This window comes from Sporosarcina gallistercoris, assembly GCF_050459885.1.
Lineage (GTDB): Bacteria > Bacillota > Bacilli > Bacillales_A > Planococcaceae > Sporosarcina > Sporosarcina gallistercoris_A.
In genome coordinates, this window is sequence record NZ_JBCMNO010000012.1 from 124,789 (window position 1) to 150,231 (window position 25,443).

The following is a 25,443-nucleotide window of genomic DNA, read 5'->3' on the forward strand; positions in this document are numbered from 1 at the left end:
TAGTCATCATGACACGGGCCAATACCCTTTTGGTATGTACATAATGTTTTAGAAGATCCCATTGAGGTCCTCTTCAAAGAGAAAGGAGAGAGTGCGGGTGAAAAATAGACGAGCGCGTTCTTTCAAAAAAGAACTCATTTACTCGTTTCTGACAATAGGCTTGACCTCCATTATTGTCCTCGGAATTTTTCAGTTTTTCCAGCTCTCCTCGTTAATCGAAGGCAATCAGGAAAGCCAAAAGAAAGTTACCGGATTTCTAGAAGACAATATAGAAAGTTATATGGAGCAGCATGGCAGAATCATTGAAACCATGTCTTCTAATATTGCACCATTACTAGAAGAGGGACGGACATCTCAAATAGAGGAAAAGTTGCGTGATATCAAACTGAACTACCCTGGATTTGTGAACTTGTACGTAGGAGACGCAAACGGAAAATCACTTGTGTTTTATCCCTCTGTATACACGGACGGGGTGAGACGGGAGCATTTGAATTTTAGTGATAGATCCTATTACAAGGAACTTCTTGAGACGAACAAACAAGTCGTCTCTCCGGTCTTTTATGGAAGGGGAGGGACGGATATCCTTTTGGTTGCGATAGTTTCGCCTATTTTTGATAGCCAAGGGAATATGCAAGGGTATATTTTGGGAGCTATCGATTTAAATGCTTTGGAGAAATACGTATCCACACGGATTTCAGGCGAGGCAAGTTATGCGGTTTTACTGGACCAAGATAACAATGTGATTGTCCATCCGGATGTAAACACAAAAACGGAAATGGTCAATTTGACGGATTCCAAAATAGTTCAGACCATCAATAATCAGTCGGAAAAGTCCTTAAACAGCTTGACGATCGAAGAAGAGGGCAGAGAGAAAGAATTCATTACGTATGCGAAAATCCGGAATCTCGATTGGACCGTATGGATTGCAAATCCCTCCACTACGATCACAAAGCCACTCAGAAATGCGGCAAACACAATTTTATGGTTCATCCCGGTTACGGCATTATTTGTCGTGCTGGCCAGCCTGTTTTTAACGAATCGTCTGGAACGGACGATTCGCAATCTCCTTGACACCATTAAGCATTATTCGGTGAGCTATAAGACGAACCGACCTGTTCAATTATCAGAACGGATTGAAGGACCGCAAGAAATGACGGATTTGCTGACTCATTTCAATGAAATGATATCTGAAATTGAAGAAAACCGAAACGAACTCATTGAACTCAATACACAACTTGAAGGACGTGTACAAGAACGTACTGCTAACTTGGAACAGCGGAATGCGGAGTTGCAGGCTGTAAACCAATTGATTACGCCTGTGTCTTCAAAAATGGATCTGTCTCATTTCATACAATTGTGCCTTCAGAATATCAAACAATCAGTACCTTTTAATGTGCATATATGGTTTCGTGAACTGGCGGTTACGAGCAAAGCGATTTACGTGGACAAAAGTTTGCAGAGTTATTTAGAGAAAAATGTACAAGGTGCTAATCATCATATGGAACCGATTGTATTGGATGGGTTACCGAATGGTTACCTGATAATCGATTTACTGGATGGGCAGATAATTGAGCCCAGGGAACAGGCGTTTCTTCAAACGTTTTCCCGCTCCCTCGCGATTATGCTGCAGAATAAGTTATTGTTTGAGCGCTACCGTAACAAGCACGCTGAACTTGATGCGGTTCTTGAAAGTATGTCGGAAGGAATTATGCTCCTCAATAATAACCAGCAGATCGATTATGTGAACGAATTCTTTTTGAATGTTACTGACGGAGATGGCACGAATGGACCACTTGTGCATTTATCCGACGTTTTCGAACGTATTCACGTCTTGTTTGAGATTTCCAAAGAAGAACTCTTTTCATTTTTTGAAAACGAAGCAAGCGAATTGAAACTGGAGTACAAAACGAAATCAGGCAATGCGGATTTTTACATGCTCCACAAATTTTCTGTCATATCGGATGAGAAAAAAATCGGTGAGGGTTTGCTAATTCGTGACATAACAAAAGAGGAAGAGATTGATACATTAAAAAACAATTTGATTTCGTTAACTTCACATGAGTTCAAAACACCGATCACCAACATAAGAGGTAGTGTAGAAACGTTGCTGCGGGACGATGTGGAGTGGGAACAGGACTTCCAAGTTGAATTACTAGAAGGAGTCCATGAAGATATTGAGCGCATTCAGCACTTAGTGGACGATTGGATGGATATTTCGAAAATCGAATCCGGTTCCATGTACATTGAACGGAATATGGTCCGGGCAGATCATGTGATCGAGAAGTCTATTGAACTCGTCCCCCTTGCACTGAAAGAAGGAGCGACTCTTTCGTTCCACAACAAAGCCGAGGATTATCTATTCTTCTATGCAGACAAAACCAGGGTGCAGCAAGTGCTGGTGAATCTCTTTACGAATGCTTTACGGTATAACGATCATCCTCAAAAGCGGATCGACATTACCTTGGAAAAAAAGGACGAGTACTTAACAATCTCTGTAACGGACAATGGAATTGGTATTTCAAAAGAGCATTTACAAAAGATCTTCAATCGGTTCTATCAAGTGGATGTTACTGCTACTCGACGTTCAGGCGGGACCGGCTTAGGGTTATCCATTTGCGAAGGAATCATGGAAGCCCATGAAGGCAAAATCGAAGTCGATAGTAAACCGGGAGAAGGCAGTACATTTACACTTTACTTTCCAATGAGAGAGGGATCTTAAGAGATGAAGCAAAAAATATGTGTGGTAGACGATGAGGCGAAGATTCTGCGTTTCATCTCGGCGAATTTACGTTCTGTTGGATACGAAGTCGTGACCGCGGATTCAGGGGAAGAACTGCTGGAAAAGTATGATCTGATTTCACCAGATCTAATATTGCTCGATATTATGATGCCAGGAAAAGATGGGTTCTACGTATTGGAAGAACTCCGGAAGTTTTCCCACACGCCCATTATCATGCTTACAGCCAGAAGCAATCCTAAAGATAAAGTGAATGGGTTGAACCTCGGTGCGGACGATTACTTAACGAAACCATTTTCGTTGGATGAGCTGTTTGCACGCGTCAATGCAGTCCTTCGCAGGAGTCAGCCGAGTCTTGCTGATGGGGCGGCAGGAACATCGTCTGTAATCCAAACAGGATCTTTACAAGTGGATGTTGGCGGAAAACGGATCTGGATAGACGAAGAAGAGTTGAAATTGACTCAAACGGAGTTTTCTTTGTTGGAAATCCTGGCTTTGAATCTCGACAAAGTCGTACAACACGAATCCCTGCTTTCAGAAGTGTGGGGGCCGCAGTACCGAGACGATGTCGAGTATTTGCGTGTTGGGATTGCTAGGATCCGCCGCAAGATCAAAGAGCGCTTGAAGGAGCCTGAAGAGTACATTGTGACATATCCCGGACTCGGGTATATGTTGAAAAGTGTCTCCGCACAGGACGAATAGGAGGGAAACTCCAGTATGCCGGACACTTCCTCCGTATGGAATAGAAATACAGGGAGTATGGATGGAAGTTGCGACGATCCCCCTTGTTAGTATGTGCGGTGGAACATTCTTTTAGATATTTAATGTTTTAGCAATGTTAGCTGTTTTGATTTTATTCGTCTGCAATGCTAGCTGAAGTATCATACAGGTGTAAGGTAAATGATCATTTTACTTAAGTAACTACTATAAAAAAATTGAGGAGGAACAAAAGATGGCGAAACATATACAAGATAATGGCCAGAAAAAAGAACTCATTCCTTATTGGATCAAAGCTGTTATCGTCTTCTTCTTAGGATGGGTTGCAATCTACGGAACGCGTGCAATCTTAAACCCTGTCATGGATGATATTCAAACTGAGTTCAGCCTATCCGCTGGTCAACTTGGTATGATCAGTAGTATCTTCTTCATCGGTTATGCGGGATTGAACATCCCATCCGGTATTCTCGGCGATAAAATCGGTAAAAAGAAAGTGCTTGTACCAGGGATTATCCTCTTTGGTATCTTTGCAGCAATTGCAGGCTCGATGCCGACGTTCTTCTTATTTATACTTATGTGGTTAATGGTTGGTGTGTTCCAAGGATTCTATTATGGGCCACAATACGGATTATCTTCTGAAGCGATTCCAAAGAAACACATTACAGTAGGATCAGCGATTATTAACAGTGGTATGGCGTTCGGTCTATCTGCTGGTTATTTCTTATCAAGTTGGACACTTGAAGCGGGTATGTCGTGGAGAGCTCCATTCTATATCGTTGCGATTCCGGTAGTATTAATTGGTTTGTTAATGTGGTGGCTTGTTAAAGAAAACCCATATGGTAAGAAAACTAAAGCTGAAATTGACAGTCAAGAACCATTCAAGATAAGCTTGCTATTCAAAAACCGCAACTTGCTCATGTCTTATATCGTCATCTTCTGTGCGATTTATGGATTCTTCGTAGTCGTAACATGGATGCCTTATTACTTGCAGCACGCACGTGGAATTGAAGGCAGTGCCATTGCAACCGTTTCTTCACTAGTACCATGGGCAGCGATACCAGGTTCAATTTTCTTCAGCTGGGTTGCAGACCGTATGGGGAAACGTCGTCCTGTACTACTCGTCATGCTTCCACTTTCATTGATTTCACTCGTTTCCATCGTTGCATTCGACAACATGTATGTCCTTTACGCAGCACTGATCGGTTACGGTATCTTTGGTAAAATCAGTACGAACCCTGTGTTGGTTGCTGTTGTGGCAGACAACGCTCCTAAGAATGCTTATGGTACGTCTTTCGGTATCTACAACTTCATCGGAATGTGTGGTTCCATCCTTGCACCTTACATTACAGGTTTCCTGGCGGATATAACTGGTAATCTGGATATGGGCTTCTACTTTGCAGGTTTCCTCCTTGTCATCGGTACGATTGCTGCATCGTTGATCAAGGAAGAGAACAACCCGAAATTAACAGACAGCAAAGCAGTAACTGAATAAGTGAACAAGACAGACTGTCCCTTTGGCGGAACAGTCTGTTTTTTTGCAGCTGATAATCTGCTATAATAGAAGCATGACAACACTAACAGCGAACCAAATCAGCCAACTTCATAGCAATGGCGTCTATACAAAATCGCCGGAACATCCACTCTTCACATTAGCAACCTTAATGTCAAAAACCAATGGAGAAGATCTGTTAACGCTTCTGAAAACAGTGAGCCAAAGTCCGAATACGACTGTGGCTGCCTCTTTTTTCATGCGTCGCTATGGGATGTTCACGGCTATGCAGCTTGTTCAATTCATTCAATATGAGGAATATTGGAAGGGGGAGCCCAACGAATTGACGTTTGGCGCCGTTCGAGAGTATGGCAATATGACGGTCAGTACATATCCCGAGGCAGCTGGGTGGATAAAGACTTCAATCGAGGCTTCTTCGGAAGTCATTCGACATCTTCTTATCCAGATAGAGACAGTGATCGAGTCATTGCGTACAGCGGTTCCGATTTCTGCAAATGTGTTATGGGAGAACGTCTTCGGTTTCTGGCTATGGCAGTTTCATGTCATGCTGAATGATCCGATCTGTTCAGAAGAAGCAAGAATCGTATACAAACAGCTAAAAGAAGATGGGTGCTGGAAAGGGATTTCTTCGCATTCCCGGTTTTCATCCTATTTAAATGGAAGTGAACCAACCGAGTTGCTGAACACGACGGTAAGGAAAACCTGCTGCCTTTCAAAAGACGTCCCTGGACTAATACAATGTGGTTTTTGTCCCTTGAAACCGTAAGGAGACAATCATTTTTTCCGATAGGCATGATAAGATTGCTGCAGCGAATAGAGCAATCCCATGGCAGCACCGCTATAAAAAATCCCCATAAAGATACCCGCTGAAATATTATGCGGATGGCTGATGAAGATTGACAAAATCAGAGCAATGATCGTTGAAACTGTAGAAAGCCATGCGGGTCGGACATGGAATACCCATTTTGCAATTAGGACCACTGCAAGTGTCGCAGGGACCGCCCAAAGAGCATCCCAAACATTTGTATGAATCGTAGGGAATTCCGTCAGCATCCAAATCACTCCTTTTCTCTTAGTGTGGAAACATTTGTGAAAGACTATACATAGATAGGAGACATAGTTATGTCAAAACAAATCCCCATGAAAATTAGAGAGCGCGGTATTCGAATCGGGAGTCTTCCCACAGGGGAAAATAACTGTATTACTGACGTGACGGATGTATTGGTCGGGCATGTCACGCTCGACAGACCACTTGCTGAAGGCGAATATACAGCAACGGGCGTTACCGCAATCTTGCCACACGCTGGAAATCCTTTTCGAGAAAAAGTAGCAGCAGCAAGTTACGTCATTAACGGCTTCGGTAAGACGACAGGACTTGTCCAGTTAGATGAACTTGGTGTACTGGAGTCACCGATCATGTTGACCAACACGTTCAGTGTCCCAGCAGTAACTGAAGGAGCGCTTCGATGGCTGCTCGAATCCACACCTGAAATCGGAGACACGACAGGAACGGTTAATATCGTGACGGGGGAGTGCAATGACAGCCGGCTCAACTCGATCAGAGCGCTATCTGTCACATCTGCTCATGCCATGCAAGCAATTGAAGCCGCATCCACAACCCCCTCATCTGAAGGTGCAGTGGGTGCTGGAAAAGGAATGGTCTGCTTTGGCTATAAAGGCGGAATCGGGACATCATCCCGAGTGGTTAATACAACACAATCTAACCAACCATTTACAATAGGCTGTTTGGTGCTCAGCAATTTTGGTAAGAGGGAAGAATTCCAAAGCGCTCGATATAGTAAAGTATCTCCTGAAACACAGCCTAATGCGCCTAAGCCTGCTGACGGATCCATAATGATCGTGCTGGCAACAGATGCACCTCTCGACAGTCGCCAGTTAAAGCGAATCTCAAAACGCGCTGGGATCGGGCTCGCAAGAACTGGCAGTCATTACAGTAACGGCAGCGGAGATATAGTGATTGCATTTTCAACTTCACACAAGTTCAAGCATGACCAATCAGCTGTTTCAGAAAACGTAAGCATACTCCGGGACGATCATCCCGTCATGAATGACCTCTTTCAAGCAGCAGCGGAAGTAACGGAGGAAGCGATATTAAATTCATTGTCACAAGCGCTTGAAACAACGGGCAGGAATGGGTTGACTGTGTATCCTGCACCATTTTCTTGACTGTTCCATGTGAAACAATTTTCGATTGTATTCGACATATGTAACCCACTCATCAAAAAAGCTGTACCACTGCCAGAAATACCGGCAGTGGTACAGCTTTTCTATTTCATAAAATCAATTCCAATGACCATTTGATAGAAGTTTCTTTTTACCTTCAAATGCAAACGTCACGAGGATGATATTTAATATGAGTAAAACTAATACTACATAGAGTACCGGAGTGTAACTGCCAGTGAAGTCAAAGACGTACCCGTATGCTGGAAGTGCTATAATCCCTGCAATTGCAAGTCCTAGAGAAGCGGTCGAGTATATTTGGCTATATTCACGACTACCGAAAAGGCTTGTTGTAAGTGCTGGAGCGAGAGTACCAACTGAGTTGGATACAGTAAATCCAAATAATGCTGTTGCAAGAGTAATCACCAATTTACTATTCGTAGCAAACAAGAGTGCTAAAACAGCGACCATTGCGAGTACCATTGCCAAATATACAGTATTACGCGAACCGATCTTATCGACAAGATAACCCAGAACCAATGCTCCTAAAAGCACACCAACCATGTAAGCACCCATCGCGTTACCTGCAAATACTACGTCGTATCCGCGTGTTTGAATGTAAGAAGGGATATGGATAGAGAAACTTGCGATAGACGTTATGAGCAGGAAGAACAAGAACAATGAGTAAAATGCCGATGATTTACGTGCGATAGCGAGCGTAATTCCTTTGTCAGCCTCATTTTTAGTCCCTTGGTTCCCTTCAGTTGCGACTTCGTCCGCGCCATATGGCATAATGCCGATAGCTTGTGGAGATTTACGGATAAGCAGAAGCACAGTAGGAACAACGATAACGATGATTGCTATTCCTAATGAGATATACCCTGTACGCCATCCTTCGTTTGCAATCGTATGAGCTACGATCGGCTGAGCGATCGCTCCAAGTAAACCTCCGGATGCTCCGATAATACCTAAAGCCATTCCGTTTTTCTTCTTAAACCATTGGTTCACTAGGACAGGTCCTATGATCACTGTTGTGAAAACGCCACCCACTGCAAGTGGAATAGAGAAGATATACCAACCCCACACAGAGTTACTGAAACCGAAAGCGACGAATGCACCTGCTTGCAAAATAATTGCGATGACTAATACTGAACGGATATCGTATTTCGCAAGAATTTTACCGCCGATGGGAAGGAAAATCATAGTCACGATTGAAGAAATACTGAAGTATAATGTCAAGTTACCAGTTAGAATGTCTAACTCTTTTGTAGCTCCCGGAATGAATAGTCCTGAGGAGTTATTTAATGCGCCCTTTGCAAGCCCGACAATAATACAGAGTGCTACAAGTGTCCACCAAGCATAGTGGATTTTCTTCTTAGCTGTCGCCATCATGTCCCACTGCTTTCTTTATTATATTTTTGCAATTAATATCTTGTGGGTCTCTGTCATGACGATTCATGAACGTTTATATAATCTCTTCAAGCTAAAATAACCACCTGTACACAGGAGGTTTCTATGAAGAACAGTTATTTATGGGTAATCGACTAGCAGAGTCCTTTGAGAAAATCAATCACCAATCGAGCATACTTAATCGACAGTTATGTGTCAATAGAAATCATTTAAGATTAAACCTTCAGATTAGATTGTACAATTGGTTGACATTAAGAAGGCAGTCATATAGCGCTTCGTAATTAGTCAAATGCTTTAATGGAAGAAAGTGACCGATCCGGATCAGCAGCGAAGCAGTAGAACTTTTCGTTTCTGCAGAGTCGATAGTATCGGTTTATGGTGTAACGCCCTTCAACATAGTCTACTGAAAATACCGGCTTATTCGCTTTTTTAAATTGCGCAAGCCACTTGAGGCGCTGCTCAATCACATTCTCATCGTTCTTAATGGAACCATTGAACCAAATATCTTCAACTCCGATTCCGTCAACAGCATTTAAATATAATCCGTTATCGAACTCTAATAACCCCTCACCGTTCTGAGGAATGATCATAAATCCTGGATCCCGTTCTTTGGCAACGGCAGAGAGCATTCTAACAAAGGAAATCATCCGTTCAGCTGCTTCGTCTTCTGACTTGGGATCGAAAGGAACCGCGGCTTCGCCACCTTCAGTATAAGTTTCAGGATTTCCCCAATACTCATAAGCATCTATGATGTCCAAGTAAACCCCGCTAAATCCAACATCTTGAATTTTGTTAAGTTCTTCTATCACATTTTGTTGCCACTCTGGATTCCAATAACGGACTTTGACACTCTCCGGCCACTCGGGATTGGCGATCTTTCCTACCCATTCAGGTGCAGAGTCGGTCACTTCCAACACGCCTTTATGGGTCGTGCCCCACCCGGCTTCCCAATAGGAATGATAGCTGCTAGCTTCCCCAATACTAATGTAGGCGATGGGGCGTATACCTTTATCTTGAAGAATGGTGATGTCCTTTTTACTGTATGGGTCACTGCCATTTTTCGTGGGATCGATCACAGCATAATCGACAGGAAGTGGAGCGATTTTCTCGATTGAAGCGTCTTGTAGCTGATAAACCCAAGTTGGTTGTCCTTCGTCAATTTGAAAATATGAGGCAAACAGAAGAAGGATTGAAAGTGTAAAGATACCGCTGATAATTAACCAGGTTTTCATGGGATACCACCTCTTTCATAACGTGTACATAGTATACTATTAAATTAGATAATTCTCATTTTTGGAATATTGGTATTGTCCAAACGTAAAGAAATAAGTAAATGTAATTTCATTTCACAAAATTATCTTGTTATTATGAATATATTTTGGTATTGTTAATTGACTATTAAATCAGACAGATATCTCTTCTGTTCACTATGTGGAGGCTCATATGAAACTATTTGTATCCGTAGATATGGAAGGTATAGCAGGGTTGCCAGATGAGACGTTCGTAGATTCACAACGCCATAATTATGAACGGGCTCGCCGAATTATGACCGGGGAAGCGAATGCCATCGCGTCAGCGGCATTTGAAACGGGTGTAAAAGAAGTGCTTGTGAATGACAGCCACTCAAAAATGAATAACTTACTAGTTGAAGAGATGCACCCCGATGCAGAGTTGATAACCGGTGAAGTGAAACCGCTTTCAATGGTGCAGTCGTTGGATGAAACCTATACAGGCGCGGTGTTCGCGGGTTATCACGCACGGGCAGGACAACCTGGTGTCATGAGCCACACAATGATTTTCGGTGTCCGCAATATTTTCATCAATGATGTAGTTGTGGGAGAACTTGGGTTCAATGCTTACGTTGCTGGCCATTATGATGTGCCTGTCCTGATGGTAGCGGGGGATGACGGAGCATGCAGGGAAGCGGAAGAACTCATTCCGGGAGTTGTAACAGCTGCAGTGAAGCAGTCCATTTCCCGTTCATCTGTACGGACGCTGCACCCAACGAAAGCACAAACCTTGCTGAAGGTGAAAATGGCGGAAGCACTTGAAAAAAGAAATGAAATCAAACCGCTTAAAGCACCGGATCATCCCGTTATGCGTATCGAATTTACGAATTATGGAGAGGCGGAGTGGGCTGCGATGATGCCGGGATGTGTGATAGAGGAAGGAACAACAATCGTCCGTTATGAGGCAAAAGATATTGTTGAAGCCTATCGTGCCATGCTCGTGATGACGGAGCTAGCAATGCAAACGAAGTTTTGTTGAGGAGGAAGCAAAGTGCCGCTATACATATTGAAGCGTTTCATCATGATGATTGTCACCGTACTAATTATTGCCACGCTTACATTTGTACTCATGCGGGCGATTCCGGGTTCACCGTTTGACGAAGAGCGTACGTCCAATCCGACCATCCAGGCGAACTTGGAGAAGTTTTATAAGTTGGATCAGCCAATGCCGATTCAATACTTGAACTACTTGAAGTCGATCGTGACGTTCGACTATGGACCATCCATAAAAAAACCGAATGAGTCAGTAAACACACTGCTTGCACGGGGGTTCCCGATCTCTTTTGAACTAGGAATGGCAACGATTATCGTCGCTGTCATTTCAGGAATTATTCTCGGTACATTTGCTGCACTTCGGCATAACGGAATTGTCGATTACGGGGCTATGACTTTTGCGGTAATCGGAATTTCAATTCCGAACTTTGTTCTTGCAACGCTTCTGATTCAGCAAGTAGCAGTGAATTGGCATTTACTGCCTCCTGCTACTTGGAGCAGTCCGAAGCATATGATTTTACCCGTTATTGCACTAGCAACCGGTCCGACTGCCATTATTGCACGTCTTACTCGTGCCAGTATGTTGGAAGTGTTAACGCAAGATTATATTAAGATGGCACGAGCAAAAGGGTTAAGTCCTTTTCGTATTGTAACAAGGCATGCATTACGCAATGCACTTATGCCGGTGGTAACCTTAATGGGGACGATGCTTGCTGGAATTTTGACTGGAACATTCGTTATTGAAAAGATTTTTGCAATTCCTGGTATGGGAAAATACTTTGTTGATAGCATTAACAATCGAGACTATCCGGTCATTATGGGATCTACCGTCTTTTATAGTGCATTTCTAGTGTTCATGCTGTTTTTAGTGGATATTATATACGGATTCTTGGATCCCCGTATTAAGCTTCACAAAAAGGAAGGTGAAGTGTAATGGTGGCCAAAGACCCAAGAGTTTCCGTTCCTGATGAGTGGTTCCGGAAAAAAGGAGAGGACCACGAACGCGCCGAAGCAGTCGTTCGTCCATCGCTGTCCTATTGGAAAGATGCGTGGCGCCGGTTACGAAAGAATAAGCTGGCAATGGCCGGTTTGGTATTCCTAGTTATTCTTACGCTTCTTGCGATATTCGGTCCTGTATTTTCTCCATACGAAGTCACTGCAACTGATTTGCGAAACCAAAATACAGCCCCAAGCGCAGCCCATTGGTTCGGGACAGACGAAATGGGCAGGGATGTTTTCACAAGAACGTGGTATGGCGCACGCATTTCGTTATTCGTAGGTGTCATGGCTGCGCTCATCGACTTTTTCATCGGAATTATTTATGGGGGGGTTAGCGGATACAAGGGAGGACGCACAGATTCGATTATGATGCGGATCATTGAAATTCTTTACGGCCTCCCTCATTTACTCGTAGTCATCTTATTGATGGTCGTGATGGGTCCAAGTCTAACGACCATCATTGTTGCACTGACGATCACAGGATGGGTAGGGATGGCCCGTATCGTCAGGGGGCAAGTTCTGCAAATAAAAAACTTTGAATTTGTGACTGCATCGAAATCATTTGGTGCTGGAACTCCGCGGATCATCCGGAAAAACCTGATTCCGAACACAATGGGACCAATCATTGTTCAAATGACACTTACTGTCCCGAGTGCTATTTTTGCGGAAGCCTTTTTAAGTTTCCTCGGTCTCGGTATTCAGGCGCCGTATGCAAGTTGGGGCGTAATGGCGAACGATGCTCTTCCGGTCATTCTATCCGGTGACTGGTGGCGCTTATTCTTCCCGGCGTTCTTCATCTCCATCACGATGTTTGCTTTTAACGTATTAGGTGATGGCATGCAGGATGCGCTCGATCCGAAATTGAGGGGGTAATGGATGTGATAGGACAACAGTTGGCAAATGCGTCCATCGTGGGAAATGCACCAGTAAAAAGGGAGCATCTGCCGGGTTCAGGGATTATTGCAGAAGAGAAAAGAAAACAGAAGAAGACCATTTCACAAGAGGTAATGCTCTCAGTACGTGACTTGGAAGTTTCCTTTAAAACGTTTGGAGGAGAAGTGCAAGCAATCCGGGGTGTTTCGTTCGATCTGTATAAAGGAGAGACTCTCGCAGTAGTTGGAGAATCAGGATGCGGGAAAAGTGTGACGGCGAATACGATAATGGGGCTCATTCCACAACCGCCAGGCAGAATTCGGAATGGAGAAGTACTTTTCAAAAATCGGGACTTGACCAAACTGAACAAAAAAGCGCTGCGTGAAATCCAAGGTGTGGATATCTCGATGATCTTCCAAGACCCAATGACCGCACTGAACCCTACATTAAAAATTGGAGAACAGTTAATAGAAGGATTACGAACACATCATAAAGTGTCGCGTGCAGAAGCGAAAAGGAAAGCGGTTGAAATGCTTAGCCTTGTGGGCATCTCCAATCCGGAAGAACGACTTAAACAATACCCTCACCAGTTTTCGGGTGGAATGCGCCAGCGGATCGTGATCGCGATCGCTTTGATCTGCGAACCTGAATTGCTCATCGCCGACGAACCGACGACTGCATTGGATGTCACCATACAAGCACAAATTCTGGAATTGTTCGATGAAATTCAACGTAAAACTGGAGTAGGGGTCATTCTAATTACACACGACCTCGGTGTTGTCGCAAAAATTGCAGATCGAATTGCGGTCATGTATGCAGGGAAAATCATTGAAATCGGGAATAAGCGGGAGATTTTCTACGACCCGCAGCATCCATATACGCAAGGGCTGCTTAACTCAGTACCTCGGCTCGACTTGCAAGAAGAAGAGTTGAAACCGATTGAAGGTACACCACCCGACTTATTCGCTCCGCCAGAAGGCTGTCCATTTGCAGCAAGATGTCCTTTTGCTATGAAAGTGTGTGATCGCGTCTATCCAGCAACTACAAAGCTTACTGCCCAACATACTGTAGACTGCTGGCTTCAAGATGAAAGAGCGCAAGTGGTCGTTACTTAAGTGGGATGAGCGAAGCGGGATGCCCCGCAGCAAGCGTCTGTCAGTAGTGGAATCTAACGCTATCTGTTCTGACTATATTCACTAGGTACCAAAGGATTCATTATAAAAAAGGGGGAAGTCACATTGAAGAAGTGGATCAAGTTTGTATTATTTACTGCGCTGCTCGTAGTACTCGCAGCCTGTACGGCAAACGAAGAAGCGGGCAAGAAGCCGGAAACCGATGCAGGAGGAAAAGATGCCAAAGATAACAAACCTGCTGCAGAAAAAGTACTCTACTTGAACAACGGCGAAGAACCTACGTCATTTGACCCGTCAGTAGGTTTTAACGCAGTCTCTTGGAGTGCCCTTAACAACTTGATGGAAGGACTCACTCGCTTGTCGGAAGATCACTTGGCAGAGGAAGCATCTGCAGAAAAAATCGATGTATCTGAAGATGGATTGACGTACACCTTCACAATCCGTGAAGGTGCCAAATGGTCAAATGGGGACCCTCTTACAGCAAATGACTTCTTGTTCGCATGGCAGCATATGCTAGACCCTGAAACTGCATCTCCTGCAGCATTCCTTGCATATTTCATAGAAGGTGCTGAAGACTACAACAACGGTGAAGGCACAGTGGAAGATATCGGAATCGAAGCACCCGACGAAAAGACATTCGTCGTGAAGCTGACTGCTCCAAACGAAGCCTTCTTGAACATCATTACGAACCCAAGCTTCTTCCCGATCAATGAAAAAGTAGCGACAGACAATCCGAAATGGTTTACAGAAGCGGACTCATTCGTTTCCAACGGTCCATTCAAATTAGCTTCATGGGACCATGATGTGAAATTTGTCTTTGAAAAGAACGAAAATTACTGGGATGCAGACAAAGTCAATCTCGACAAAGTGAACTGGGAAATGGTGAGTGAGTCTACAACCGCTTACCAGATGTACCAATCCGATGAGTTGGATAGTACAGATGTCCCTTCAGAAATCGCAGAAGACTTGAAGGATAATCCTGAAGTGAAAGTAGAAGACCAAGCAGGATTGTACTTCTTCCGATTCAACACATCCATGGAACCGTTCACGAACAAGAAAATCCGCAGAGCGTTTGGTGAAGCGGTTAACCAGGAAGACATTGTAGAGTTTGTTACGAAAAACGGTGAAAAACCGGCTCATGGTTTTGTTTCTTATGGATTTATCGGTCCGGATGGTAAGGAGTTCCGTGAGACTGCGGGAGATTTCATATCGTTTAATCCCGAAGAAGCGAAGAAACTACTTGAAGAGGGCATGAAGGAAGAAGGATATACGGAACTGCCGAAAGTAACATTAACATATTCGACAAGCGAATCGCACCAAAAGATTGCAGTCGCATTGCAATCGATGTTTAAAGAAAATCTTGGTGTGGACATTGAGTTACAAAACGTAGAAGCTGGAGTTTTCCTTGCAGATCAGAAAGAACTCAAATACCAGTTTTCACGTTCTTCTTTCTTGCATGATTATGCAGACCCTGTCAATGCGTTAGAGAGCTTCATTTCAGAGTCATCGATGAACCGTACGACATGGTCAAATCCTGATTATGACAAGCTGATTGAAGCCATTAAAAATGAAACGGATGAGAATAAGCGTTGGACATTATTGCAACAGGCTGACAAGATGCTTATGGACGAAATGCCGGTAATTCCACTTTATTACTACAATCAGTCAATATTAGAAAAGCCTGGTGTTACAGGGATTCTCCGTCACCCAGTCGGCTATCTCGACTTGAAATACGCTGGCAAAAAATAAGTTGGAGGGACTGTGTGCGCCGAGTGTTCGACGCACACAGTTTTGTTCGTTCAAAGGGAGAAAGGAGAAGTTGTCCATGAAAATCCACTCGATTGAACTTGCTACAGTTGCTGTTCCATTGCAAAAACCATTCAAAACGGCATTGCGCACCGTTCATATGGCCTACTCCACGTATGTAAAGGTCACCACAGAAGACGGCAAGTCCGGTTGGGGTGAAGCCCCACCCACTCATGTGATTACAGGCGACTCCATGGGGAGCATTGCTTATGCGATTGAAGAAGTGATGGCACCCAAACTGGTTGGAATGGATATTCGGAACCGAACCGAACTTTTCACCGTTCTACATAAAACAATGATTGGAAATACAAGCGCTAAAGCCGCAGTCGACATGGCAATACATGATCTGATTGGCCAACTTGCGGAGCTCCCGCTTTATCAATTCCTAGGAGGTCACAAAAATCAGCTTGACTCAAACTTTACGGTAAGTGTGAATGATCCTGCTGAAATGGCAGACGATGCGTTTCAGTACATAGAAGATGGATTCACTACATTGAAAGTGAAGGTAGGAACCGGTTCTTCTGAATTAGATATACAGCGTGTCAGAGCAATTCGGAACCGGGTCGGAAATACAGTCAAGATTCGTCTCGATGCCAACCAAGGCTGGCAGCCTAAAGAAGCGATCCGGACAATTATTGCGATGGAAGATGCCGGTCTCATGATTGAACTAGTAGAACAACCTGTACATGCTGGAGATTTAGATGGGCTACGGTATGTTACAAAGAATACATTAACGCCTATTATGGCAGACGAAAGCGTTTTTTCACCGCGTGATGCGCTGCGTGTCCTACAATGCGGAGCTGCTGATTTGATCAACATCAAGTTGATGAAGTCAGGTGGAATCCATGAGGCATTGAAGATCAATGCGCTTGCTGAAAGTTACGGAGTCCAATGTATGACAGGCAGTATGATTGAAACGAAACTGGGGATCACGGCAGCCGCACACTTTGCTGCGAGCCATCCGAATATTACCCGTTGTGATTTTGACGCACCCCTCATGCTAAATGGGGATCCCGTTATCGGAGGCGTCACGTACTCCGGTCAAACCGTTCACCTACCTGACGCGGCAGGGCTCGGCGTACAGATTGACCCAACATGGCTTACTCATCATAGAAAATCTGAAAACGAGGAGAGACAACGATGACAGATTCCCAATCAGTATTGTTATCTGTAAAAGACTTGAAACGGCACTTTGATGTAGGGAAAGGAAAGACGTTGAAAGCGGTGGATGGTCTCAGTTTTGAAATTTATAAAGGGGAGACGTTCGGTCTCGTAGGAGAATCCGGCTGTGGGAAGTCCACAGCGGGACGTACGATTTTAGGGCTGTATAACAAGACGGACGGAGACGTTGTATTTGAAGGGCAAAATGTCCACGACATGAATGATAAAGAGCGTCACCAGTTTCTTAAAAAGATGCAGATGGTCTTCCAAGATCCTTACGCGTCTCTTAACCCTCGCTCAACAGTCTATGAAATCATTGCAGAGCCGATGGAGATCCATAATATGTATAAATCGAAAAAGGAATTGCGTGCACGCGTGAACGAGCTTCTGGAAGATGTCGGGTTAAATCGCGATCATGCGAACCGCTACCCCCACGAATTTTCTGGCGGACAACGACAACGAATTGGTATTGCTCGTGCGCTCGCACTCGATCCTGAATTCATCATAGCAGATGAACCCATTTCTGCTTTGGATGTATCAGTTCAAGCGCAGGTTGTCATGTTATTTCAGCGGCTGCAGCGCGAAAAAGGATTGACCTACCTCTTCATCGCACATGATCTTTCGATGGTGAAATACCTATCCGATCGGATTGGCGTCATGTATTTAGGTCATTTAGTAGAATTGACGACAAGTGATCAGCTCTATGGAAAACCTTTGCATCCTTATACAGAAGCCTTGCTCTCGGCCATTCCGATTCCGGACCCTGACATCGAGGAATCGAGAGAACGGATTCTTTTGGAAGGTGAACTGCCAAGTCCTATAGATCCTCCATCCGGTTGTGTATTCAGAACTAGATGTCCGTACGCAATGGAAGTTTGTGCCACTCAGAAGCCGGCTTGGCTTGAAAAAGAAGAAGGCCATTTTGTCGCATGTCACTTACATGATGAATCTTTAATGAAAAAAGTCAAAGAACAAGCAAAACCGATGCACGTATAAAGGGGATTTTCAAGTTGAAGAAATTACTGCTTACTGGCTTTGAACCTTTTCTCTCATTTCCTGTGAACCCGACGATGCAAGTCGTTGAAAAACTGGAGGGGACTATAATTGGAGACTATATGATTTGCGGCAAAATCCTACCGGTGAATTTTAATGCTTCCGGTGAAGAGTTGCTGGAGCATATCAATAAGGAGAACCCGGACGCCGTCCTATCATTAGGTCTTGCGGGCGGACGTTATAAAATGACTCCAGAACGGGTTGCACTCAATGTGAAAGATGGAGAACCGGACAATGAAGGGCATCAGCCGATTGATGAAACGATAGATCCAGATGGCCCGCCTGCCTACTTTTCTACGCTTCCCATCCGTGAGATGGTGAACCGTTTGAATGCAACGGGATTACCCGCAGCAATTTCCAATTCTGCGGGAACCTATTTGTGTAATAACGTGATGTATGCAGGGCTTCACTGGGCGGCCAAACATAAACCGGAAATGTCATCAGGCTTTTTGCATATACCCGCTTCGTTTGAGTTAGCAATCCAGCATGGCAAAATTGCGGGTTGGTCGTTGGATGAGCTAGTTAAAGGGGTCACCATATGTATTCAGACTCTTTCAGATGAAATTTAACTGGATTTATTATTGTAGAGTGGATTTTCGTGTCGCGAAATGTCGTAAAACAGGGAACGATAGAACTGGATGGATTAGTTCGGTGAGTAGATCCTTCTAAAGCAATGTGGCAATTCCTAGTGTTGTAGAATCAAATAATATTCATGCACTGGATTTGAAAAATAGTGATGCAAAGGGGTTTTAACCTGTAAATAAAAAATCCCTGCAAAATTTTTCAGGGAGAATATGATCTACGTTCCCTTTGTTACAGAGTTTGTCATGAAATTGTTATGTATGAAATATTCTATGTATTTGGTATTCTGAAAAAATAGTATTGCCAACGGAAAAATTGTGTAGTATAGTTGAAAAAGCTTATAAAGTCAGAAAATTTGATTAACCTTTTTTGTACATATCACCATAGGCAAGGAGGAACTGCGTTGGCTGAGACAGTTTTGGAAATTGAGAATCTGCGAACATCATTCAACATCAAGGGAAACTATTACGCAGCTGTGGACGGTGTTTCATTAACTGTTCATAAAAATGAGGTCGTGGCGATTGTCGGTGAATCCGGATGTGGGAAGAGTGCCTTGGCGCTCTCCATCATAGGTCTTCATAATGCGAAGACGACAAAACTGGAAGGTCAAGTGAATTTGAAAGGGCAGAATCTACTAAGCCTGCCGGTGGAGAAGTTGAATAAGATTCGCGGGAAAGACTTGGGCATGATCTTTCAAGATCCGATGACAGCTCTTAATCCGCTCGCAACAATCGGCCGCCAAATCGAAGAGCCGATGGACTACCATATGAAACTTTCCAAGTCCGCCAAGAAAAAGCGGGTCTTGGAATTACTGCAACAGGTCGGCATTAAAGATGCCAATCGAATCTACAAACAATATCCACACGAATTATCAGGAGGTATGAGGCAACGGGTTGTTATTGCCATCGCACTTGCCTGTAATCCGGTGATGCTGATAGCGGACGAGCCGACAACGGCATTAGACGTTACAATCCAAGCACAGATTATGGATCTGATGAAAGAGCTTCAACGTATTACGGATTCTGGTATTATCCTCATCACCCATGACCTAGGGGTAGTTGCCGAGATGGCAGATCGAGTGGCCGTTATGTATGCCGGAGAATTTGTAGAGATTGCAGACGTCAATACATTATTTGCTAATCCCCTGCATCCCTATACACGCTCACTATTAAGCTCGATTCCTTCCAACATGACAGATAAGGAAGAACTGCATGTCATTGAGGGGATTGTGCCATCGATTCAAAAATTGGATCGCGAAGGATGCCGCTTTGCTCCCCGAATTCCTTGGCTTTTAAAGGAAGCACATGAAGACAATCCGACGCTCCATGAAGTGGAACCGGGTCACTTTGTACGCTGTACGTGTTACAAAGACTTCCACTTCCCTGAAGAACGAGTGGAGGATGAAAACTATGTCACTACTTAATGTAAAAGACTTGCAAGTACACTTTCCAATCCGTGGAGGTTTCTTCCGACGGGTTGTCGACCAAGTCCGTGCAGTGGATGGAGTCAGTTTTGAACTGCAGCCTGGTGAAACGTACGGTCTAGTTGGGGAGTCAGGTTGCGGAAAGACCACTACAGGCCGCGCGATTATCGGACTCAACAAAGCAACTGGTGGGGAAGTCCTCTTTAATGGAGAAAACCTCGCCACTATGAATGGACACGATCGCAGGAAACATATCCGTGATATCCAAATGATTTTCCAGGATCCTTACTCTTCATTAAACGGAAGAAAGAACGTCTTGAATATAATTGCTGAACCTCTACGCAACTTTGAGCGGCTTTCGCCAAAAGAAGAGCTGACTCGCGTTCAGAATATGATAGAACGTGTAGGCTTAAGCCCAGAATCCATTTATAAGTACCCTCACCAGTTTTCTGGTGGTCAGCGGCAAAGGATCGGGATTGCCCGTGCGCTTATGCTCAATCCTAAACTGATCATTGCCGATGAACCTGTGTCCGCATTGGACGTATCCGTGCAGGCTCAGGTCTTGAACTTCATGCGTGAAATCCAGAAAGACTTTGGATTGACTTACTTATTCATATCCCACGATCTCGGGGTCATCAAACATATCTGTGACAGAATCGGCATTATGTACAAAGGCCGTTTTGTCGAAGAGGGTACTGCAGAAGATGTTTACACGAATCCTCAGCATCTCTATACAAAACGATTGATTGCCGCAATTCCTGAGATGGATCCAGCAAAACGATTCGAGAAAATGGATTTGCGTCAGGAAATCAATGCCGCTTACCGGACAGAGTATGACAGTTATTTCGACAAAGACGGCAGAATGTTTGACTTGAAACCGCTTACCTCAACGCATTCAGTTGCTGTGAACCAGGGGGGGCTGTAAAATGGTTAAATTTATCATTCGGCGACTGCTCGTCATGATTCCGCAACTCTTTTTGCTAAGTCTCATTATTTTCGTGTTGGCAAAACAAATGCCAGGGGATGCTGTAACGGGTGCGTTCATGGGAAATCCTAACGTAACACCGGAACAAGTAGAAAAGATCCGCGAACAATATGGCCTCAACGACCCATGGTATGTCCAGTATGGCGCTTGGGTAGGCAAGGCGATCAAAGGAGATTTAGGGAGTTCTTACACCCATAAGCAGCCTGTAACTTCACTGCTTGCAGGCCGGGTAGCGAATACAGTTACACTGTCACTCTTCATTTTGATTGTCTCCTATGCCATTGCCATACCGCTCGGGATCATAGCCGGCAGGTGGACGGACACCTGGGCGGATAAACTGATTGTCACGTATAATTATTTTTCATTTGCAACGCCTCTATTCGTTTTCGCTTTACTCATGCTGTTCTTATTCAGTTTCATACTCGGCTGGTTCCCTACTGGGGGAAGTGTGGATATCCGAATAGAAACTGGATCATGGGAATACTACGTCAGTAAAATAAAGCACTTAATACTTCCAGGAATGTCCGGAGCTCTGCTTGCAACTTTCGGAACAATCCAATATTTGAGGAACGATATTATCGATACGAAATTGAAAGACTTTGTTAAAACAGCACGCTCAAAAGGGGTGCCTGAAGGTAAAGTCTATACGCGACACATTTTACGTAACTCGTTGTTGCCGATCGCTGCATTCCTAGGATATGAAATTACAGGATTGATTGGCGGTTCGATTTTCTTGGAAACGATCTTTAGTTACCCAGGTCTCGGTCAGCTCTTCATTCAATCGATTACAGGACGCGATTTCACCGTTGTAACAGCTATTGTCATGATTTCAGGGACAGCTGTTATTGTCGGAACGATGCTCTCAGATATTATTTTGAGTGCGATTGATCCGCGTATCCGAATTGAATAGAAAAGCAGATGAGGAGGGAATCGAGATATGGTTACAGTAAATCAAAAAGAATTGATTGCTAAAGAAAAAGCAAATAATCCGTCATTAGCAAAAACGATATGGCGGGAAATCAGACACGATAAAATGGCGCTGATTTCGTTAGTTTTGCTACTTGGTATGCTGATTACTGCATATGGATCACCGTTATTCATTGACCAGGAACAGCTTCAACGAGTGAATTTCCTTGAAACATGGGAAGCACCTTCAGAAACTCATCTGCTTGGAACAGACGATGGAGGGCGGGACGTATTTGGACAGTTGCTGATCGGAACGCGAAACTCATTCACGATTGGTCTAAGTGTAACGGTAATTGCCGGTCTGTTCGGTTTAACGATAGGATTAATAGCCGGATTTTTCGGTGGCATGGTCGACAATGTAATTATGAGAATCATCGACTTCTTAATGGTCCTGCCAAGTTTGATGTTCATCATCGTTTTTGTTGTCATCGTCCCGGAATATACGGTTTTCACATTTGTGTTAATCATGAGTGCGTTTGCCTGGTTTGGAAAAGCCAGGCTGATCCGGTCGAAAGGTCTTGCAGAACGAGATCTCGATTACATTAATGCATCCAAAACACTTGGGACTCCGAGTTGGAAAATCATGTTTTTTGAAATGTTCCCGAATTTGAGCTCACTTGTCATTGTAAATATGACATTGACACTCGCGGGCAACATCGGTCTTGAGACCAGTTTGACATTCCTAGGCTTTGGACTTCCAGCGGATACACCGTCTCTCGGGACGCTGATCGCATTTGCGACAAATCCGGATATCGTCCAAAACAAATGGTGGGTTTGGTTACCTGCAGCATTACTGATATTAGTAATGATGCTGTGTATAAATTACATCGGGCAAGCGGTGAAACGCGCGTCGGATGCGAGACAAAGATTGGCTTAAAAAAAAGGGGAGGTAAGACAATTGAAGAAAAGAAGTTTAATGTTGCTGGCAAGTCTGATGCTCGTCCTCAGTGTGTTCCTGGCTGCTTGTAATGGAGGCAATAGTGCAGATGGCGGAAAAGACAATGGCAAAGATAACGGGAAAGATACTAATACTGAAAAAGGTGGGGAAGATGCTAAAGCAGACCTTGATTTCCCTCTAGAAACTAGTAACGACAAAGAAGCAATCGAAGATGGGGAAATGACAATCGCGATGGTTGCAGATGAGCCATTCGAAGGAACATTGAACCGTAACTTCTACTCAGGTACGTATGACGCTGAAATCCTCGACTTCTTTGATGAAGGACTTCTTGATACTGATGGGGACTATATAATTACAAATGAGGGAGCGGCAACATACGAACTTTCTGAAGATAACAAGAAAATGAAGTTAACGATTAAAGACAACGTAAATTGGCATGATGGAGAGCCGGTCAAAACAACTGATCTTCTTTATTCATACGAGTTATTGGGGCATCCTGACTACGCTGGGAACCGTTATGATTTCATAATTGAAAATGTTGAAGGTATGCCGGCATATCACGAAGGTAAAACTAAAGAAATCTCAGGTATTAAAATTATTGACGACAAGAACATGGAATTCACTTTTACTGAAGCATCTCCATCTATCCTTTCAGGATTTTGGTCCTATGCAACACCTCGTCACTACGTAGGTGATATCATGACTGGCGAAACAACCATTAAAGAACTTGAGTCTTCAGACAAAATCCGTGTAAATCCAATCGGTTTCGGACCTTACAAGATTGAAAAAATCGTACCAGGTGAATCTGTACTATATGCACGCAATGATGACTACTGGAGAGGAAAGCCGGCTCTTAAGTCAATCGTTCAAAAAGTGGTTAGTTCTGCAACAATCGTTGAATCAATGAAAAAAGGCGATGTTGACTTAGCAAGTATTCCAGCTGATCAGTACGAAACTGTTAAAGATGTTGACAATATCGAGTTGTTAGCAAAAGTGGATCTTGCATATACGTATATCGGTTTCAAACAAGGTAAATGGGATGCAACAAAGAAAGAGAACGTAACAGATCCTAAGGCGAAAATGGCTAGCAAAGAGCTTCGCCAAGCAATGTGGCATGCAATGGATAACAAGACAATCGGTGAAAAACTTTACCACGGTCTCCGTTTCCCTGCAACATCTTTGATTATTCCTGTATTTGATAGCTTCCACGATGAGAGTATCGAAGGACGCGCATATGATCCGGAAAAAGCAAAAGAGCTTCTTGAAGAAGCAGGATTCAAAGATACAGACGGTGATGGATTCCGTGAAGACCAAAAAGGTGAAAAATTAGTCATTAACTTCGCTACAATGTCAGGTGGAGAAACAGCTGAGCCGATTGCAAAAGCTTACATGCAAAACTGGGCTGACGTTGGACTGAAAGTCGAGCTAGTTGATGGTCGTCTTCATGATTTCAACGCATTCTATGACATGGTTGAAAACGATGATCCGAAAATCGATATTTACCAAGGTGCTTGGGGAACTGGTTCTGACCCGGATCCGTCTGGACTATACGGCCGTACAGCATCATTCAACTACACTCGCTACACAAGCGAAAAGAATGATGAGTTGTTGAAGGCGGGTACTTCTGAAAAGGCATTTGACTTGGAATACCGTAAAGATATCTACAACCAATGGCAGGAACTTATGTTTGAAGATGTTCCAGTCGCACCAACGGTTTACCGTTATGCTCTTGAAGCTGCTAATAATCGTGTAGTTAACTATACGATAGAACCAGGTAAAGAAGCTGAACGTTACAAGTGGGGAGTATCTGAGTAAGCAGCACAACTGTCCGTCTCTTTTCTAGAGACGGATTTTTTGCTATTTAATTTTAGATTATGGGTATACTTTCGGAAAGGAGCTGAAGCATTTCATGTCTGTTGAAAATTCGGATCGTTTCATCATTGCCTACAATCGAATCGAAAAAGCGCTTGGGAAAAAAGTGGAGGAAACTGGCTTCTTACCGTTTTATAAATTGATCGAAAAAGCTAAAATAAAAAACTCTGTTGTCCGGAATTATGAAGAAGATTTACGCGAGTTTGGTGACTTGCGTAACGCCATTATTCACCATCGGACAGGCGTGGATTATGTTATCGCCGAACCGCATGATGATATTGTGGAACGTATTGAACTGATTGAAAAGAAAGTGAACAATCCTCTCAATGTAGGAGCGTTGTTTGGTTGTAAGGTGCATACGCTACAAGCAGCAGATTCACTGCCGATGGCTCTAAGACTGATGCAAGAGAATAAGTTCAGCCAAGTGCCTATCTATGAACAAGGGCATTTCAAAGGACTCATTACAGCTGCAGGAATTACCTATTGGCTGGCAGGACAATCGACAGAAGATTCTATTTCCCGGGAAATACCGACATTATCTGAGGTCTACAACTTTGAAAAACGTAAACAATCGTTTGAATTTGTCAGAAGAGATCTTTCTGTGTACGAAGCCGAAGATTATTTCAAGCGAGCAATTTCAAAAGGGACGCGTCTTGAAGCCCTTCTCATCACTGAGACTGCGGGACATGACGAAGAATTGATCGGGATTATCACTCCTTATGATTTATTGAAAATTGACTAACGTCATGAGGAATTTTTGTAGAAGGTCCCATTTTGGAGAAGTGCTCATAAATAGGGATGAACGCTCGTATACGTTGAAAAATGATCAGGAATCTGCAAATGCAATTCCCAATT

22 protein-coding genes are annotated in these 25,443 nt (G+C 43.7%); 19 read left to right on the top strand and 3 right to left on the bottom strand.

The genetic code is table 11. The annotated features are described in order from the left end of the window. Positions 1 to 97 precede the first annotated feature (97 nt). The 4 genes from ABE021_RS07980 (at position 98) to ABE021_RS07995 (ending at position 5,730) form a co-directional block, all read left to right on the top strand. Positions 98 to 2,719: an ATP-binding protein gene (locus ABE021_RS07980; RefSeq protein ID WP_430287946.1), complete on the top strand. Its 2,622-nt coding sequence runs from the start codon at positions 98 to 100 to the stop codon at positions 2,717 to 2,719. Between the two features lie 3 nt (positions 2,720 to 2,722). Continuing rightward, positions 2,723 to 3,439: a response regulator transcription factor gene (locus ABE021_RS07985; RefSeq protein WP_430287947.1), complete on the top strand. Its 717-nt coding sequence runs from the start codon at positions 2,723 to 2,725 to the stop codon at positions 3,437 to 3,439. A 250-nt stretch (positions 3,440 to 3,689) separates the two neighbouring features. Further along, a complete protein-coding gene (locus tag ABE021_RS07990) occupies positions 3,690 to 4,946 on the top strand; it encodes an MFS transporter (protein WP_430287948.1) in 1,257 nt (418 codons plus the stop codon). A gap of 73 nt (positions 4,947 to 5,019) precedes the next feature. Continuing rightward, entirely contained in the window at positions 5,020 to 5,730 is a 711-nt protein-coding gene (locus ABE021_RS07995; RefSeq protein ID WP_430287949.1) for a hypothetical protein, read from the top strand. 8 nt (positions 5,731 to 5,738) lie between these two features. Here ABE021_RS07995 and ABE021_RS08000 read toward each other — a convergent pair whose 3' ends face one another. Next, complete coding sequence (locus ABE021_RS08000; RefSeq protein ID WP_430287950.1) at positions 5,739 to 6,017, bottom strand: hypothetical protein; 279 nt, start codon at positions 6,015 to 6,017, stop codon at positions 5,739 to 5,741. A gap of 69 nt (positions 6,018 to 6,086) precedes the next feature. Between ABE021_RS08000 and ABE021_RS08005 the strand changes: the two genes are divergently transcribed. Continuing rightward, positions 6,087 to 7,151: a P1 family peptidase gene (locus ABE021_RS08005; protein WP_430287951.1), complete on the top strand. Its 1,065-nt coding sequence runs from the start codon at positions 6,087 to 6,089 to the stop codon at positions 7,149 to 7,151. A 114-nt stretch (positions 7,152 to 7,265) separates the two neighbouring features. Here the strand turns inward: ABE021_RS08005 and ABE021_RS08010 are convergent, their stop codons facing one another. Continuing rightward, positions 7,266 to 8,534, bottom strand: coding sequence for an MFS transporter (locus ABE021_RS08010; protein WP_430287952.1), 1,269 nt, complete (start codon positions 8,532 to 8,534; stop codon positions 7,266 to 7,268). Positions 8,535 to 8,836: 302 nt separating this feature from the next. Beyond that, entirely contained in the window at positions 8,837 to 9,787 is a 951-nt protein-coding gene (locus tag ABE021_RS08015) for an MJ1477/TM1410 family putative glycoside hydrolase (RefSeq protein ID WP_430287953.1), read from the bottom strand. 211 nt (positions 9,788 to 9,998) lie between these two features. Here ABE021_RS08015 and ABE021_RS08020 point away from each other — a divergent pair, with 211 nt between their 5' ends. The 14 genes from ABE021_RS08020 to ABE021_RS08085 all read left to right on the top strand — a co-directional run bounded on the left by ABE021_RS08020 (position 9,999) and on the right by ABE021_RS08085 (position 25,330). Beyond that, positions 9,999 to 10,823: a M55 family metallopeptidase gene (locus ABE021_RS08020; protein ID WP_430287954.1), complete on the top strand. Its 825-nt coding sequence runs from the start codon at positions 9,999 to 10,001 to the stop codon at positions 10,821 to 10,823. A gap of 12 nt (positions 10,824 to 10,835) precedes the next feature. Continuing rightward, a complete protein-coding gene (locus tag ABE021_RS08025; protein ID WP_430287955.1) occupies positions 10,836 to 11,771 on the top strand; it encodes an ABC transporter permease in 936 nt (311 codons plus the stop codon). Continuing rightward, positions 11,771 to 12,709: an ABC transporter permease gene (locus tag ABE021_RS08030; RefSeq protein WP_191688787.1), complete on the top strand. Its 939-nt coding sequence runs from the start codon at positions 11,771 to 11,773 to the stop codon at positions 12,707 to 12,709. Before ABE021_RS08025 ends, ABE021_RS08030 begins: the two co-directional genes overlap by 1 nt. A gap of 134 nt (positions 12,710 to 12,843) precedes the next feature. Then, positions 12,844 to 13,824, top strand: a complete 981-nt coding sequence (locus tag ABE021_RS08035; RefSeq protein WP_430288186.1) for an ABC transporter ATP-binding protein — start codon at positions 12,844 to 12,846, stop codon at positions 13,822 to 13,824. Positions 13,825 to 13,947: 123 nt separating this feature from the next. Further along, positions 13,948 to 15,591: a peptide ABC transporter substrate-binding protein gene (locus ABE021_RS08040; RefSeq protein ID WP_430287956.1), complete on the top strand. Its 1,644-nt coding sequence runs from the start codon at positions 13,948 to 13,950 to the stop codon at positions 15,589 to 15,591. 76 nt (positions 15,592 to 15,667) lie between these two features. Next, positions 15,668 to 16,792, top strand: a complete 1,125-nt coding sequence (locus ABE021_RS08045; RefSeq protein WP_430287957.1) for a mandelate racemase/muconate lactonizing enzyme family protein — start codon at positions 15,668 to 15,670, stop codon at positions 16,790 to 16,792. Further along, a complete protein-coding gene (locus ABE021_RS08050) occupies positions 16,789 to 17,805 on the top strand; it encodes an ABC transporter ATP-binding protein (protein ID WP_430287958.1) in 1,017 nt (338 codons plus the stop codon). Before ABE021_RS08045 ends, ABE021_RS08050 begins: the two co-directional genes overlap by 4 nt. Before the next feature lie 14 nt (positions 17,806 to 17,819). Continuing rightward, a complete protein-coding gene (gene pcp, locus ABE021_RS08055) occupies positions 17,820 to 18,431 on the top strand; it encodes a pyroglutamyl-peptidase I (protein ID WP_430287960.1) in 612 nt (203 codons plus the stop codon). A gap of 416 nt (positions 18,432 to 18,847) precedes the next feature. Then, positions 18,848 to 19,867 carry an ABC transporter ATP-binding protein gene (locus ABE021_RS08060; RefSeq protein WP_430287961.1) on the top strand — a complete coding sequence of 340 codons (1,020 nt, stop codon included), beginning with the start codon at positions 18,848 to 18,850 and terminating at the stop codon, positions 19,865 to 19,867. Beyond that, a complete protein-coding gene (locus ABE021_RS08065) occupies positions 19,854 to 20,792 on the top strand; it encodes an ABC transporter ATP-binding protein (protein WP_430287963.1) in 939 nt (312 codons plus the stop codon). The genes ABE021_RS08060 and ABE021_RS08065 overlap by 14 nt, the downstream gene beginning before the upstream one ends. A 1-nt stretch (position 20,793) precedes the next feature. After that, positions 20,794 to 21,762, top strand: coding sequence for an oligopeptide ABC transporter permease (opp4B, locus tag ABE021_RS08070; RefSeq protein ID WP_430287965.1), 969 nt, complete (start codon positions 20,794 to 20,796; stop codon positions 21,760 to 21,762). 27 nt (positions 21,763 to 21,789) lie between these two features. After that, positions 21,790 to 22,695 carry an ABC transporter permease gene (locus tag ABE021_RS08075; RefSeq protein WP_430287967.1) on the top strand — a complete coding sequence of 302 codons (906 nt, stop codon included), beginning with the start codon at positions 21,790 to 21,792 and terminating at the stop codon, positions 22,693 to 22,695. 21 nt (positions 22,696 to 22,716) lie between these two features. Next, complete coding sequence (gene opp4A, locus ABE021_RS08080) at positions 22,717 to 24,531, top strand: oligopeptide ABC transporter substrate-binding protein (protein WP_430287968.1); 1,815 nt, start codon at positions 22,717 to 22,719, stop codon at positions 24,529 to 24,531. A 94-nt stretch (positions 24,532 to 24,625) separates the two neighbouring features. Next, positions 24,626 to 25,330, top strand: coding sequence for a CBS domain-containing protein (locus ABE021_RS08085; protein ID WP_430287969.1), 705 nt, complete (start codon positions 24,626 to 24,628; stop codon positions 25,328 to 25,330). The last annotated feature ends 113 nt before the right edge of the window (positions 25,331 to 25,443 follow it).